The sequence below is a fragment of the Pseudomonas sp. CFBP13528 genome (assembly GCF_005233615.1).
Classification (GTDB): Bacteria; Pseudomonadota; Gammaproteobacteria; order Pseudomonadales; family Pseudomonadaceae; genus Aquipseudomonas; species Aquipseudomonas fluorescens_AM.
Map to the genome: position 1 here is coordinate 39790 of NZ_QGAJ01000013.1, position 14413 is coordinate 54202.

At 61.9% G+C, this 14413-nt stretch carries 11 protein-coding genes; 4 read left to right on the forward strand and 7 right to left on the reverse strand.

The window, feature by feature from the left end; all coding sequences use genetic code 11:
* Positions 1–12 precede the first annotated feature (12 nt).
* The 7 genes from cmk to mtnA form a co-directional block, all read right to left on the reverse strand.
* On the reverse strand, positions 13–702 hold the full coding sequence (cmk, locus tag PspCFBP13528_RS20645; protein ID WP_065950326.1) for a (d)CMP kinase: 690 nt from the start codon (positions 700–702) through the stop codon (positions 13–15).
* On the reverse strand, positions 699–2909 hold the full coding sequence (locus PspCFBP13528_RS20650; RefSeq protein WP_241669125.1) for a bifunctional prephenate dehydrogenase/3-phosphoshikimate 1-carboxyvinyltransferase: 2211 nt from the start codon (positions 2907–2909) through the stop codon (positions 699–701). The genes cmk and PspCFBP13528_RS20650 overlap by 4 nt, the downstream gene beginning before the upstream one ends.
* A gap of 28 nt (positions 2910–2937) precedes the next feature.
* On the reverse strand, positions 2938–4050 hold the full coding sequence (gene hisC, locus PspCFBP13528_RS20655) for a histidinol-phosphate transaminase (protein WP_101221219.1): 1113 nt from the start codon (positions 4048–4050) through the stop codon (positions 2938–2940).
* A 9-nt stretch (positions 4051–4059) separates the two neighbouring features.
* Positions 4060–5154 (reverse strand): prephenate dehydratase, encoded by a 1095-nt coding sequence (gene pheA / locus PspCFBP13528_RS20660; RefSeq protein ID WP_003172650.1) that lies wholly within the window; start codon positions 5152–5154, stop codon positions 4060–4062.
* Positions 5154–6239, reverse strand: a complete 1086-nt coding sequence (serC, locus tag PspCFBP13528_RS20665; RefSeq protein WP_137201400.1) for a 3-phosphoserine/phosphohydroxythreonine transaminase — start codon at positions 6237–6239, stop codon at positions 5154–5156. The genes pheA and serC overlap by 1 nt, the downstream gene beginning before the upstream one ends.
* A 225-nt stretch (positions 6240–6464) precedes the next feature.
* A complete protein-coding gene (gene gyrA, locus PspCFBP13528_RS20670) occupies positions 6465–9119 on the reverse strand; it encodes a DNA gyrase subunit A (protein ID WP_065950322.1) in 2655 nt (884 codons plus the stop codon).
* A 424-nt stretch (positions 9120–9543) separates the two neighbouring features.
* Positions 9544–10614 (reverse strand): S-methyl-5-thioribose-1-phosphate isomerase, encoded by a 1071-nt coding sequence (mtnA, locus tag PspCFBP13528_RS20675; protein ID WP_137201401.1) that lies wholly within the window; start codon positions 10612–10614, stop codon positions 9544–9546.
* Between the two features lie 109 nt (positions 10615–10723).
* Here mtnA and PspCFBP13528_RS20680 point away from each other — a divergent pair, with 109 nt between their 5' ends.
* The 4 genes from PspCFBP13528_RS20680 (at position 10724) to PspCFBP13528_RS20695 (ending at position 14349) form a co-directional block, all read left to right on the forward strand.
* Positions 10724–12055, forward strand: a complete 1332-nt coding sequence (locus PspCFBP13528_RS20680; protein WP_137201402.1) for a TRZ/ATZ family hydrolase — start codon at positions 10724–10726, stop codon at positions 12053–12055.
* Between the two features lie 29 nt (positions 12056–12084).
* Complete coding sequence (gene ubiG / locus PspCFBP13528_RS20685) at positions 12085–12783, forward strand: bifunctional 2-polyprenyl-6-hydroxyphenol methylase/3-demethylubiquinol 3-O-methyltransferase UbiG (RefSeq protein ID WP_003189760.1); 699 nt, start codon at positions 12085–12087, stop codon at positions 12781–12783.
* A gap of 4 nt (positions 12784–12787) precedes the next feature.
* Complete coding sequence (gene mupP, locus PspCFBP13528_RS20690; protein ID WP_065950320.1) at positions 12788–13459, forward strand: N-acetylmuramic acid 6-phosphate phosphatase MupP; 672 nt, start codon at positions 12788–12790, stop codon at positions 13457–13459.
* Positions 13460–13608: 149 nt separating this feature from the next.
* Positions 13609–14349 carry a YciK family oxidoreductase gene (locus PspCFBP13528_RS20695; RefSeq protein ID WP_137201403.1) on the forward strand — a complete coding sequence of 247 codons (741 nt, stop codon included), beginning with the start codon at positions 13609–13611 and terminating at the stop codon, positions 14347–14349.
* Positions 14350–14413 lie beyond the last annotated feature (64 nt).

Sequence of the window (14413 nt, forward strand, 5' to 3'; positions counted from 1 at the left end):
CGGCCTTCTTGGTCACCCGGCGATATCGCGAATGGCGATCTCGCTCATGATGCGTTCCAGCACCTGCTCGATGGACAACTCCGTGGAATCCAGCTGTATGGCGTCAGCCGCCGGCTTGAGCGGGGCTACCGCACGCTGGGTATCACGCTCATCGCGTGCACGGATCTCATCTAGCAGACTCGACAGACTAACACCATCGACTTTGCCCTTCAACTGCAAGTAACGGCGGCGAGCACGTTCCTCGGCGCTGGCGGTCAGGAAAATCTTCAGCGGCGCCTCGGGAAAGACCACCGTGCCCATGTCACGGCCGTCGGCCACCAGGCCCGGCGGCTCCTGAAACGCGCGCTGGCGCTGCAGCAATGCGTCACGTACGGCGGGCAGCGCGGCAACCTGGGAGGCCCAGGAACCGACTTGTTCGTTACGCAGGTCGTCGGTCACATCGTCGCCTTCAAGGATGATGCGCTGGGGATGACCTTCCGTCGCGCCGACGAACTGCACGTCAAGGTGCGCCGCCAGCAACGTGAGGGATTCCTCGTTGGTCAGGTCGACGCCATGGTTGCGCGCGGCGAACGCCAGCAGGCGATACAGCGCGCCGGAATCGAGCAGGCACCAGCCGAGGCGCTTGGCCAGGATGCCGGCGATCGTGCCCTTGCCCGAGCCGCTTGGCCCGTCGATGGTAATCACCGCAGCTTTGATATTCACAATTGAGCCTCTTGGGCTACACGCATGCCGACATGGGCACACAGTGTAAGAAAGTTCGGAAAAGATGTGGCGACGTTGGCGCAATCGCGGATACGGATCGGCGCCACCGCTCGCAACGACGCCACGCTGAAGGCCATGGCGATCCGGTGATCGCCATGGGCCTGCACGTCGCCGCCGCCTATCGGGCTGCCGTCAATGATAATCCCATCAGGTGTCGGTTCACACTTCACACCCAGCGCCAACAGACCGTCGGCCATGACCTGGATACGATCGGACTCCTTCACCCGCAGCTCCTCGGCACCGCGCAACACTGTGCGCCCCTCGGCGCAGGCGGCGGCTACGAACAGTACGGGAAATTCATCGATCGCCAGCGGCACCAGCGCTTCGGGAATCTCGATGCCTTTGAGCCCAGCGGCGCGTACACGCAAGTCGGCAACCGGTTCGCCACCCACTTCACGTGGGTTTTCAACGGTAATGTCCGCGCCCATCAGGCGCAGAATATCGATCACCCCGGTGCGCGTCGGATTGATACCGACATGTTCGAGCAACAACTCGGAACCCTCGGCAATCGTGGCCGCTACCAGGAAAAATGCCGAGGAGGAAATATCCCCCGGCACTTCTATATGGGTAGCGGTCAACGTATGCCCGGACTCGACCGACGCCGTCGCGCCCTCCACCACCACCGGGTAACCAAAACCGCGCAACATGCGCTCGGTGTGGTCGCGGGTCGGTGCAGGCTCGGTCACTGCGGTTCGGCCTTCGGCATACAGTCCGGCCAGCAACACACAGGATTTCACCTGGGCACTGGCCATCGGCAGTACATAATTGATGCCTTTGAGTGCCTGGCCACCGTGTATGGTCAGCGGCGGGCAGCCTTGCGGCCCGGTCTCGATCACTGCACCCATGTCTCGCAACGGCTTGGCCACGCGGCTCATCGGGCGCCTGGACAGCGAGGCGTCGCCCGTCAGCACGCTGTCGAAGCGCTGCGCCGCCAGCAACCCGGACAACAGGCGCATGGACGTACCGGAATTGCCCAGGTAGATCGGCCCCGGCGCCGGTTTCAGGCCATGCAGGCCCACGCCATGAATCGTCACTCGACCGTGGTGCGGCCCTTCAATCACCACGCCCATGTCGCGAAACGCCTGCAAGGTCGCCAAGGCGTCCTCACCTTCTAGGAAGCCTTCCACTTCGGTCACGCCCTCAGCCAATGAGCCCAGCATGATCGAGCGATGGGAGATCGACTTGTCACCCGGCACCCGAATGCGCCCGCTCAAGCGGCCACCGGGACGGGCGATGAAGGTCAGTTCTTCGGCATTCACTGCGGTTTCCACATAGGCGCGGCGCGCCAGGATCTTGCTGAAGTGTTCACGCGCCACCCGCGCACGGGTGAACACGCCCAATAGTTGATGGCCATCGCCCGCATCCACTGCGTCGCGCAGGGCGTCGAGGTCGCTGCGGAAAGTATCCAGGGTACGCAACACCGCTTCACGGTTGGCGAGGAAGATGTCGTGCCACATCACCGGGTCACTGCCGGCAATTCGCGTGAAGTCGCGAAAGCCACCGGCGGCATAGCGGAAAATCTCCAGGTTTTCGTTGCGCTTGGCCAACGAATCCACCAGGCCGAATGCCAACAGATGCGGCAGATGGCTGGTCGCCGCCAGCACTTCGTCGTGACGCTCGACCTGCATATGCTCCACATCCGCCCCCAGCTCGCGCCATAGCCGGTCTACCACGGCCAAGGCCGCAGGATCGGTCTGTTCAAGCGGAGTCAGGATCACTTTGTGCCGCCGAAACAGCTGCGCATTGGACGCTTCCACCCCACTCTGCTCGGAACCGGCAATCGGATGGCCCGGCACGAAACGCGGCGGCATGTCACCAAACGCCAGTTGTGCGGCGCGCACCACGTTACCCTTGGCGCTGCCGACATCCGTGAGAATCGCGCCGCCCAAATCCAGGCCGGCCAGGATCGCCAATAGCTTTTCCATCGCCAGGATCGGCACGGCCAGCTGGATCACATCGGCGCCCTGGCAAGCGATGGCCAGGTCCGCCTCGCAGCGATCCACCACCCCAAGCTCCACCGCCAGCTTGCGCGATTGCGGGTCCAGGTCCACGCCGACCACTTCGCCGCACAGGCCGCTCTCGCGCAGGCCTTTGGCGAAGGATCCACCGATCAACCCAAGACCGACCACCACCAGGCGACCGATCATAGGCACAGCAGGTTGCAATGCAGTGACATCAACCACGGGCCAGAACCTTGGCCAACGCCTCCAGGAAGCGGCTGTTCTCCGCCGGCAAACCGATGGTGACGCGCAGGTGGTTTGGCATGCCGTAATTGGCCACCGGGCGTACGATCACGCCTTCGCGCAGCAACCCCTGGAAGACCGGGGCGGCTACCTGTCCGAGGTCGACACAGATAAAGTTGCCCCTGGACGCAATCCAGCCCAGGCCCAACTCGCGAAAACCGTCCTGCAATTGCTGCATGCCGCGTTCGTTGAGGCGACGGCTTTCTTCCAGGTAATCGGCGTCATTCAATGCCGCGCAGGCCGCCGCCAGGGCCAGACTGTTGACGTTGAACGGTTGGCGCACGCGGTTGAGCACATCGGCGACTACCGCTGTGGACAAGCCATAGCCAACCCGCAGCGACGCCAGGCCGTAGGCCTTGGAGAACGTGCGCGACACCAGCAGGTTCGGATAGGCCGCCAGGAAGTCCAGGCCATCCGGCAGGTCGCTGCCTTCGGCGTACTCGATATAAGCCTCATCCAGCACCACGAGGACGTGCTCGGGCACGTCCTGCAGGAATTCGTTCAAGGCCTGCTCATCGAACCAGGTGCCCGTCGGGTTATTCGGGTTGGCGATAAACACCACGCGGGTTTGCGCATCGATGGCGGCCAGCATCGCCGGCAAATCGTGCCCCCAGTCTTTTGCCGGGATAACCCGCGCATCGGCACCTACGGCCTGGGTGACGATCGGGTAGACCGCAAATGCATGCTCACTGAACACCGCATTCAGGCCCGGCGCCAGATAGGCCCGGCCGACCAGCTCGAGGATGTCGTTGGAGCCGTTGCCCAGGGTCACCTGATTGAGCTCTACCCGGCATTTTTCTGCCAGCAGAGACTTGAGGGCAAAGCCGTTGCCGTCGGGATAACGGGTCAGCTCAGCCAACTCATCACGAATCGCCGCCAGCACTTTAGGGCCAGGGCCCAGCGGGTTCTCGTTACTCGCCAACTTGACGATTTTGGATGGATCCAGATTCAACTCACGTGCCAGCTCGTCCACAGGCTTGCCTGGTACGTAAGGCGAGAGTTGTTGCACGCCCGGCTGCGCCAGGGCGAGGAAGTTGCCACTCATGTCAAAGCCTCACAAAACCGCTTTCGGGTAAGAGCCCAGCACCTTGAGTGCCACGGCCTCCTGGCTGATTTTCTCCAGCACACCTTTGACCAGTGGGTCGCGGTGATGCCCGATGAAGTCGATAAAGAACACGTAGGTCCATTTACCGCTGCGCGAAGGACGCGTCTCGATGCGCGTCAGATCAATCCCGTTGTCGTGGAACGGCACCAGCAGCTCGTGCAGCGCGCCGGGTTTGTTGCTCATGGAGACGATAATCGAAGTCTTGTCGTCGCCGGTGGGCGGCACTTCCTGGCTACCGATCATCAGGAAACGCGTGGAGTTGTCCGGACGGTCCTCGATTTTCTCGGCCAGGCGCGTGAGCCCGTACAGGCCCGCCGCCATATCGCCGGCAATCGCTGCCGAGTTCCACTCACCCTTGACCCGCTTGGCCGCCTCGGCATTGCTGGAGACTGCCACGCGCTCGACGTTCGGGTAATGCGCATCCAGCCACTTGCGGCACTGGGCCAGGGACTGGGCGTGGGAATAGATACGGCTGATGCTGTCGGTCTTGGTGTTTTCGCCCACCAACAGGTGATGGTGGATGCGCAGCTCAACCTCGCCACAGATCACCATGTCGTGTTCCAGGAAGCTGTCCAGCGTGTGGTTGACCGCGCCTTCGGTGGAGTTTTCCACCGGCACCACGCCAAAATTCACTGCGCCGGCCGCCACTTCGCGGAACACTTCGTCGATCGCTGCCATGGGCTTGCTGATCACGGCGTGGCCGAAATGCTTCATGGCCGCCGCTTGGGTGAAAGTGCCTTCCGGGCCGAGGTACGCTACTTTCAGCGGCTGTTCCAGCGCCAGGCACGAGGACATGATTTCACGGAACAACCGCGCCATCTCTTCGTTGCCCAGCGGGCCCTTGTTACGCTCCATCACGCGCTTGAGCACCTGGGCTTCTCGCTCGGGCCGGTAGAACACCGGCACTTCACCTTCCGCCAGGGACGCCATTTTCACCCGTGCCACTTCCTGGGCGCAGCGTGCGCGCTCGCTGATCAGCTCGAGGACTTTCTCGTCCAAGCTGTCGATGCGTACCCGCAGGGCCTTGAGTTCTTGCTCAGACATTAGCCGTGTTCCTTTTCGAACTCTGCCATGTAGGCAACCAGCGCGTTGATGGCGTGGATGTCGACAGCGTTGTAGATGGAGGCGCGCATGCCGCCGACTGAACGGTGACCCTTGAGGTTCAGCAGGCCGCGCTCGTCGGCGCCGGCCAGGAACGGCTTGTCCAGGCGGTCGTCGGCCAGGCGAAATGGCACGTTCATCCATGAGCGATTGGCGAGGTTGATCGGGTTGCTGTACAAGCCGCTGGCGTCGATGAAGTCGTAGAGGGTGCGCTTCTTCACTTCGTTGAGCTTGCCCATGGCCGCCACGCCGCCCTGCTCCTTGAGCCATTCGAACACCAGGCCGGACAGGTACCAGGCAAATGCCGGCGGGGTGTTGTACATCGAGCCATTATCGGCCGCGACCTTGTAGTTGAGCATGGTCGGGCACAGCGAGCGGGCGCGGCCGAGCAGGTCTTCGCGGATGATGTTGACCAGAATACCGCTCGGGCCGATGTTTTTCTGCGCACCGGCGTAGATCATGCCGTACCGGGACACGTCGATCGGGCGCGAGAGGATGTCCGAGGACATGTCGCACACCAGCGGGACGTCGCCCACTTGCGGCACCCAGTCGAATTGCAGGCCGCCAATGGTTTCGTTGGCAACGTAGTGCACGTAGGCCGCATTCTTGGACAACTTCCATTCGTTCTGACCAGGAATGGCGAAGTAGTCATAAGGCTTGGCGGTGCCTGCCACGTTGACATGACCGTAGCGGGAGGCTTCTTCAATGGCCTTCTGACCCCAGATACCGGTGTCGATATAGTCAGCCGTGCCGCCTTCAGGCAGCAGGTTCAGTGCAATCTGGGCGAACTGCTGGCTCGCGCCGCCCTGCAGAAACAGCACTTTGTAGTGGGAGGGAATGTCCAGCAAGTCGCGCAGATCCTGCTCGGCCTTGGTGGCAATGGACACGAACTCATCGCTGCGATGGCTCATTTCCATCACGGAGAGGCCTTTTCCATGCCAGTCGAGGAGTTCAGCCTGCGCGCGCTGCAGGACTGCTTCAGGAAGCGCCGCGGGACCGGCACAGAAGTTATAGGCTCTCTTGCTCACATCCAATCTCTCTGATCTGGTGGGACTCAAATCACACACTGTAGGAACGAGGGGGACGCCCAGTTCTTGCTCGCGAAAAAACCGAGAGCGCAAGGGCGTATCAGGCAGCCCGCGCCATCGTTGGCGATTTTCGCGAGCAAGCTCGCTCCTACAGGGGGCGGCGTTATATTTCAAAGGGGACAAACAACAAGGGGGCGAATCTTCATCCGCCCCCTGTGTGTCCGCTTATTCCTGCGGTTCTTCTTCGTCTGCGGCAGCATCGAGGGTTGGCTCGTCGACGTTGTCATCGCCGGCTGCGATCACCTCGCCGTCGAACTCCTCATCTTCCAGCTCTTCGCCCTCAACTTCCGAAGGCTCCTGCACACGCTCCAGGCCGACCAGTTTTTCGTCCTTGGCCAGCTTGATCAGGGTCACGCCCTGGGTGTTACGACCCAGGCTCGAGACTTCAGCCACGCGGGTACGTACCAGGGTGCCCTGGTCGGAAATCAGCATGATTTCCTCGCCATCGAGCACCTGGACTGCGCCGACCAAACGGCCGTTGCGGTCGTTGCTGACCATGGCAATCACACCCTGGCCGCCACGCTTGTACTCCGGGAACTCGCTGATAGCGGTACGCTTGCCATACCCACGCTCGGAAGCGGTGAGGATCTGGCTGCCTTCTTCCGGGATCAGCATCGAAATCAGCTTCTGCCCTTCTGGCAGACGCATGCCGCGCACACCGCGGGCGGTACGGCCCATGGCGCGAACGTCGGATTCCTTGAAGCGCGTTACTTTACCGCCGTCGGAGAACAGCATGACTTCACGCTCGCCATCGGTGATGGCAGCCGAAATCAGTACGTCGCCTTCGTCCAGCTCCAGGGCGATCAGGCCCACGCTGCGTTGACGGCTGAAGGATTCCAGCGGGGTCTTCTTCACAGTGCCCTTGGCGGTGGCCATGAAGATGAAGTGACCTTCGGTGTAGTCCTCGACCGGCAGCATGGTGGTAATGTATTCATCACTGTCCAGCGGCAGCAGGTTGACCAGTGGGCGACCACGGGCGGCACGGGAGGCTTCCGGGATTTCGTAGGTTTTCAGCCAGTACACCTTGCCCTTGCTGGAGAACAGCAGCAGCGTGGTGTGGCTGTTGGCGACCAGCAGGTGAGCGATGTAGTCCTCATCCTTGACGCCGGTAGCCGATTTACCTTTACCGCCACGACGCTGAGCCTGGTACGCAGCCAGCGGCTGGGTCTTGGCATAGCCACCGTGGGAGATGGTCACCACGCGCTCTTCTTCCGGGATCATGTCGCCCAGGGTCAGATCGAGGCGTGCATCGAGGATTTCGGTGCGGCGCACGTCGCCGTATTCGGCGCGGATCACTTCGAGTTCTTCGCGGATCACTTCCATCAGGCGTACGGCGCTGTTGAGGATGCGGATCAACTCGCCAATCTGGTTGAGGATCTCCTGGTACTCGGCCAGCAGCTTCTCGTGCTCCAGACCGGTCAGGCGGTGCAGGCGCAGTTCCAGGATGGCCTGGGCCTGTTCCGGCGACAGGAAATACTTGCCGTCACGCAGGCCGTATTGCGGGTCCAGGGTCTCGGGACGGCAGGAGTCAGCGCCGGCGCGTTCAACCATGGCCACGACGGCGCTGGATTCCCACGGCATCTTGATCAGGGCTTCCTTGGCTTCCGACGGCGTCGGGGAGGCCTTGATCAGCGCGATCACCGGGTCGATGTTCGACAGCGCAACCGCCTGGCCTTCCAGGATGTGGCCGCGCTCGCGGGCCTTGCGCAGTTCGAACACGGTACGCCGGGTGACCACTTCGCGACGGTGACGTACGAAGGCTTCCAGCAGATCCTTGAGGTTCAGGATGCGTGGACGGCCATCGATCAGGGCAACCACGTTGATACCAAACACGCTTTGCAGCTGGGTCTGGGCGTAGAGGTTGTTGAGGATCACCTCGGGCACTTCGCCACGACGCAGCTCGATCACCACGCGCATACCGTCTTTGTCGGACTCGTCGCGCAGCTCGGTGATGCCTTCGAGCTTCTTCTCTTTAACCAGCTCGGCGATCTTCTCGATCAGGCGTGCTTTGTTCAGCTGGTACGGGAGTTCGGTGATGACGATCTGCTGGCGGCCACCGACCTTGTCGATGTCTTCGATGATCGAGCGGGCGCGCATGTAAATGCGGCCGCGACCGGTGCGGTAGGCTTCGATGATGCCGGCGCGACCGTTGATGATCGCGGCGGTCGGGAAGTCCGGGCCGGGGATGTACTGCATCAGCTCATCGACGGTCAGCTCGGGGTTGTCGATGAGGGCCAGGCAACCATCGATGACTTCACCGAGGTTGTGCGGCGGGATGTTGGTGGCCATGCCCACGGCGATACCGCTGGAACCGTTGACCAGCAGGTTGGGAATACGGGTGGGCATGACGGCCGGGATCATTTCGGTGCCGTCGTAGTTCGGCACCCAGTCCACGGTTTCTTTATGCAGGTCGGCCAGCAACTCGTGCGCCAGCTTGGTCATGCGCACTTCGGTGTATCGCATGGCCGCGGCGTTGTCGCCGTCGACCGAACCGAAGTTGCCCTGGCCGTCTACCAGCAGGTAGCGCAGGGAAAACGGCTGGGCCATCCGAACGATGGTGTCGTACACCGCAGTGTCGCCGTGAGGGTGATACTTACCGATCACGTCACCGACAACACGGGCAGATTTCTTGTACGGCTTGTTCCAGTCGTTACCCAGCTCGCTCATCGCGAACAGCACACGCCGGTGCACGGGCTTCAAGCCGTCGCGCGCATCAGGCAGTGCCCGACCGACAATGACGCTCATCGCGTAGTCGAGGTAGGACTGTTTCAGCTCGTCTTCGATATTGACCGGGAGGATTTCTTTGGCCAGTTCGCCCATGAGAAGCCTGATTCCTTTTTCGGGTGAAACTTCGTTACATCCATTCGGGACGAACAAAGCTCGCCGCTGCCGGCACGGTGCCTGACAACGACTTACGACAAATCAACGAGTTATGACACGGATCTGCGCGTTATGGACCACCCCTCGGGGCAGCCCTGGAAACCGCCGGATGTTATCACAATCGCCGCCACGCACCTATCCCCCTGATGCGCATGGAGGCTAGTAATTTGATGAATGACAGGCTTGAGGGGGACGAGAGGGGCTCAGAGGTGGGGTGGTGCTGTTTTTTGAGGCTGGATCCGGGACTTTTATTGACTTTGAGGGCCAATCGGGGGCAAGCCCCCTCCCACATGTTGACCGTGTTCACCATTCAAGTGTGGGAGGGGGCTTGCCCCCGATAGCTATTTCACAGACACCACAGCCCTCAATGCAGCCGCTTACGGCACATCAACCTGGCCAGCTTGGCGGTATCCGGCCGCTCCACAACGCCTTTTTCAGTCACGATCACATCAATCAGATCAGCCGGCGTTACATCGAACACCGGATTAAAGGCCTGCGCCTCCAACCGCTGGCCATTGACCTCCAGCAACTCACCGACATCACGCTCTTCCAGGGCCACATCATCGCCGGTAGCCATCATCAGATCGAGGGTCGAACTCGGCGCCACCACCATGAAGCGTACGCCATGGTGCATGGCGCAAACGGCCAGTTGATAGGTACCGATCGTGCTGATCACATCGCCATTGGCCGCGATGCAGTCCGCGCCGACCACCACCCAGGTGACGCCTTTGGTCTTGAGGATATGCGCTCCGGCGGAGTCGGCATTTACCGTGACCGGAATGCCGGCGCCGGCCAGTTCCCACGCGGTCAATCGCGAGCCTTGCAGCCACGGACGGGTTTCATTGGCATACACCTGCTCGACCAGGCCTTCCAGGAACGCCGCGTGAATCACCCCGAGCGCCGTGCCGACACCGCCGGTGGCCAAAGCGCCGGCGTTGCCATGGGTCAGGATCGCCTGGGCATTGCCCTGGTGCTTGCGTATTCGCTCAAGGCCCAATTGGGCCATGACCACATTGGCTTCGCGGTCGCTTTCATGAATCGCAAGGGCTTCGGCTTCCAGCACCGCCAACGGGTCGGCGTGCTGCCTGAGACGGTCGAGGCGGTCGCGCATGCACTTCAATGCCCAGAACAGGTTGGATGCGGTGGGACGGGTATCGGCCAGCAATGCGTAGTCTTCTTCCCATGCCGCCTGCCAGTCGTCGCCTTCGGCAATGCGCTGGCGGGCAGCCAGCACCAGGCCGTAGGCCGCACTGATCCCGATGGCTGACGCGCCGCGCACCACCCTCGCGCGAATGGCGGCGGCCACCTCGTCGACGGTCGAGCACGCCACCCAGCTTTCCCGGGCCGGCAACGCACGCTGATCGAGCAGGTGCAGCACGCCATCACGCCACTCGATGGCCTTCACCTTCTCCGCAGCCAACAGTCGGTCGCGCATCCCTTACCCCGTACTCATGAACAAAAGCCGCCGATTATAGCGATCCGCCAGCCGGGACGCTCGGGTATACTTCGCCCTTCTTTTATAGCTGCCCAGGAAGAAGCCTGCGATGACGCCCACTGCCGCCCCGCTCGACTTATTACTGCTGCCGACCTGGCTGGTACCCGTCGAACCCGCTGGCGTAGTGCTCAAGGAGCACGGCCTGGGTATCCGCGACGGCTGCATCGTGTTTATCGGGCCGCGGGCGGCGGCATTGAAGCTTGAGGCGAGCGAAGTGCGCGAACTGCCGGGCATGCTGCTCAGCCCGGGCCTGATCAACGCCCACGGACATGCGGCGATGAGCCTGTTTCGCGGCCTGGCCGATGACCTGCCGTTGATGACCTGGCTGGAAAAACACATTTGGCCCGCAGAAGCCAAGTGGGTCGATGAAGCCTTCGTGCGCGATGGCACTGACCTGGCCATCGCCGAGCAGCTCAAGAGCGGCATCACCTGCTTCTCCGATATGTATTTCTACCCCAAGGTCGCCAGCGATTGCGTGCACAACAGCGGCATGCGGGCGCAGATCGCCATTCCGATCCTGGACTTCCCGATCCCGGGCGCCAGCAACGCCGACGAGGCGATTCGCCAGGGCATCGAGCTGTTCGGCGACCTCAAGCATCATCCACGCATCAAGATCACCTTCGGCCCCCACGCGCCTTATACGGTCAACGATGACAACCTGGAAAAGATCCGGATCATCGCTGAAGAGCTGGACGCTGCGATCCATATGCACGTGCACGAAACCGCCTTCGAAGTGCAGCAAGCCGTGGAACAGACTGGCGAGCGGCCACTGGCCCGTCTGGGTCGCCTTGGCTTGCTGGGCCCGCGCTTCCAGGCCGTTCATATGACCCAAATCAGCGAGGATGACCTGGCTTTGCTGGTAGAAAGCAACACCAGTGTCATCCATTGCCCGGAATCGAACCTGAAACTGGCCAGCGGCTTCTGCCCGGTTGAACGCCTGTGGCAGGCTGGCGTCAATGTGGCTATAGGCACTGATGGCGCCGCCAGCAACAACGACCTCGACCTGTTGGGCGAAACCCGCACGGCCGCCATGCTGGCCAAGGCCGTCGCCGGTTCGGCCACCGCGCTGGATGCCCATCGCGCGTTGCGCATGGCAACCCTCAATGGCGCGCGGGCCATGGGCCTGGACAGCCAGATCGGTTCGCTGGAAGTTGGCAAGGCCGCAGATATCGTCGCCTTCGACCTTTCGGGGCTGGCGCAACAACCGATCTACGATCCGGTCTCACAGCTTATCTATGCTACCGGTCGCGACTGCGTGAAACACCTTTGGGTCGCCGGCAAGCAGTTGCTCGACGACCGACGATTGACCCGCATGGATGAAGCACAGTTGACCGCCACGGCCATTGCCTGGGGCCAACGCATCAGCGGGCACAGCGAATAAACCGATTTATCAGATTCAGAGGATTCACCATGAGCAACGTCGACCACGCCGAAATCGCCAAATTCGAAGCCCTGGCCCACCGCTGGTGGGACCGTGAGAGCGAGTTCAAGCCGCTGCACGACATCAACCCACTGCGGGTCAACTGGATTGACGAACGCGTCAACCTGGCCGGCAAAAAGGTGCTGGACGTCGGTTGCGGCGGTGGCATCCTCAGTGAAGCCATGGCCCAGCGCGGCGCCACCGTCATGGGTATCGACATGGGTGAAGCACCGCTGGCCGTGGCCCAGCTGCACCAGCTGGAATCCGGCGTAAGCGTGGAATACCGCCAGATCACCGCCGAAGCCCTGGCCGAGGAAATGCCCGAGCAGTTCGATGTGGTCACGTGCCTTGAAATGCTCGAACATGTGCCGGACCCGTCCTCGGTGATCCGCGCCTGCTTTCGTATGGTCAAGCCTGGCGGCCAGGTGTTCTTCTCCACCATCAACCGCAACCCCAAGGCTTATCTGTTCGCGATTATCGGCGCCGAATACATCATGAAGCTGCTGCCACGCGGCACCCATGACTTCAAGAAATTCATCCGTCCGTCCGAGCTGGGCGCGTGGAGCCGCCAGGCCGGGCTGACCGTCAAGGACATCATCGGCCTGACCTACAACCCGCTGACCAAGCACTACAAGCTGGCCAACGACGTTGACGTCAACTACATGATCCAGACCCTGCGCGAGGAGTAAGCCTGTGAAGTTGCGAGCGGTTCTCTTCGACATGGACGGTACCCTGCTGGACACCGCGCCGGACTTTATCGCCATCTGCCAGGCCATGCGCGCCGACCGTGGCCTGCCGCCGGTCAACGACCAGCACATCCGCGATGAAATCTCCGGTGGCGCGAAAGCGATGGTCGCCGTGACCTTCTCGATGGACCCGGAGTCGCCAGGTTTCGAAGCGTTGCGCCAGGAGTTCCTCGAGCGCTACCTCAAGGATTGCGCGGTGCACAGCAAATTGTTCGACGGTATGGCCGAACTGCTGGAAGACATCGAGAAAGCCAAGCTGATCTGGGGCGTGGTCACCAACAAGCCGCTGCGCTTTGCCGAGCCGATCATGCAGCAATTGGGCCTGGCCGAACGCTCGGCCGTGCTGATCTGCCCGGACCACGTGAAGAACAGCAAGCCGGACCCGGAGCCGATGATCCTGGCGTGCAAGATGCTCGACCTCGACCCGGCCAGCGTGTTGTTCGTCGGTGATGACCTGCGTGATATCGAATCCGGTCGCGATGCCGGTACGCGCACGGCGGCGGTCACCTACGGCTACATCCACCCGGACGACAACCCTCGTCACTGGGGGGCGGATGTGGTGGTGGATCACCCGCTGGAACTGCGCAAGGTGCTGGATAACGCGGTGTGCAGTTGCTGATTTAACTGATCGATGAAGATCCAATGTGGGAGGGGGCTTGCCCCCGATTGCAGTGTGTCAGTCACTGCATTTGTTGACTGATCCACCGCTATCGGGGGCAAGCCCCCTCCCACAGGGGATCTTCGGCATTTTCGAATTTGAGGTTATTTATGTTTGATTATTCTGCCCCTCCAGAACTGCTCAAAGGCCGGGTCATCCTGGTCACCGGCGCCGGTCGCGGAATCGGCGCGGCCGCGGCGAAAACCTACGCCGCCCACGGCGCCACCGTGCTGCTGCTGGGCAAGACCGAAGCCAACCTGGCCCAGGTGTATGACGAGATCGAAGCCGCCGGCCAGCCGCAACCGGTGGTGATCCCGTTCAACCTGGAGACCGCCCTGCCCCATCAATACGATGAGTTGGCAGCGATGATCGAAAAGGCATTCGGCCACCTCGACGGCCTGCTGCACAACGCCTCGATCATCGGACCGCGCACACCTATCGAGCAATTGTCCGGCGAGAACTTCATGCGGGTGATGCACGTCAACGTCAACGCGATGTTCATGCTGACCAGCACCTTGCTGCCGTTGCTCAAGCTGTCCCGGGATGCGTCGGTGGTGTTCACCTCCAGCAGCGTCGGGCGCAGGGGCCGGGCGTATTGGGGCGCTTATGGTGTGTCGAAGTTTGCCACTGAAGGCTTGATGCAAACCCTGGCCGACGAACTGGAAGACGTAGCCGCCGTGCGCGCCAACAGCATCAACCCGGGCGGTACGCGCACCAGCATGCGGGCCCAGGCCTACCCAGGGGAAAACCCGATGGAAAGACCGGCGCCGGAAGAAATCATGCCGGTGTACCTGTACCTGATGGGGCCGGACAGTGCGGGCATCAATGGGCAGGCATTTGACGCGCAGTAACCCCTGACAAGACCTGGATCAAATGTGGGAGGGGGCTTGCCCCCTCCCACATTTTGTATTGCGG

Excerpts from the sequence above, each read along its gene's own strand:
- PspCFBP13528_RS20650 (WP_241669125.1), bottom strand. The coding sequence starts at position 2,909 with ATGATCGGTCGCCTGGTGGTGGTCGGTCTTGGGTTGATCGGTGGATCC.
- hisC (WP_101221219.1), bottom strand. The coding sequence starts at position 4,050 with ATGAGTGGCAACTTCCTCGCCCTGGCGCAGCCGGGCGTGCAACAACTC.
- pheA (WP_003172650.1), bottom strand. The coding sequence starts at position 5,154 with ATGTCTGAGCAAGAACTCAAGGCCCTGCGGGTACGCATCGACAGCTTG.
- gyrA (WP_065950322.1), bottom strand. The coding sequence starts at position 9,119 with ATGGGCGAACTGGCCAAAGAAATCCTCCCGGTCAATATCGAAGACGAG.
- mtnA (WP_137201401.1), bottom strand. The coding sequence starts at position 10,614 with ATGCGCGACCGACTGTTGGCTGCGGAGAAGGTGAAGGCCATCGAGTGG.
- PspCFBP13528_RS20680 (WP_137201402.1), top strand. The coding sequence starts at position 10,724 with ATGACGCCCACTGCCGCCCCGCTCGACTTATTACTGCTGCCGACCTGG.
- ubiG (WP_003189760.1), top strand. The coding sequence starts at position 12,085 with ATGAGCAACGTCGACCACGCCGAAATCGCCAAATTCGAAGCCCTGGCC.
- PspCFBP13528_RS20695 (WP_137201403.1), top strand. The coding sequence starts at position 13,609 with ATGTTTGATTATTCTGCCCCTCCAGAACTGCTCAAAGGCCGGGTCATC.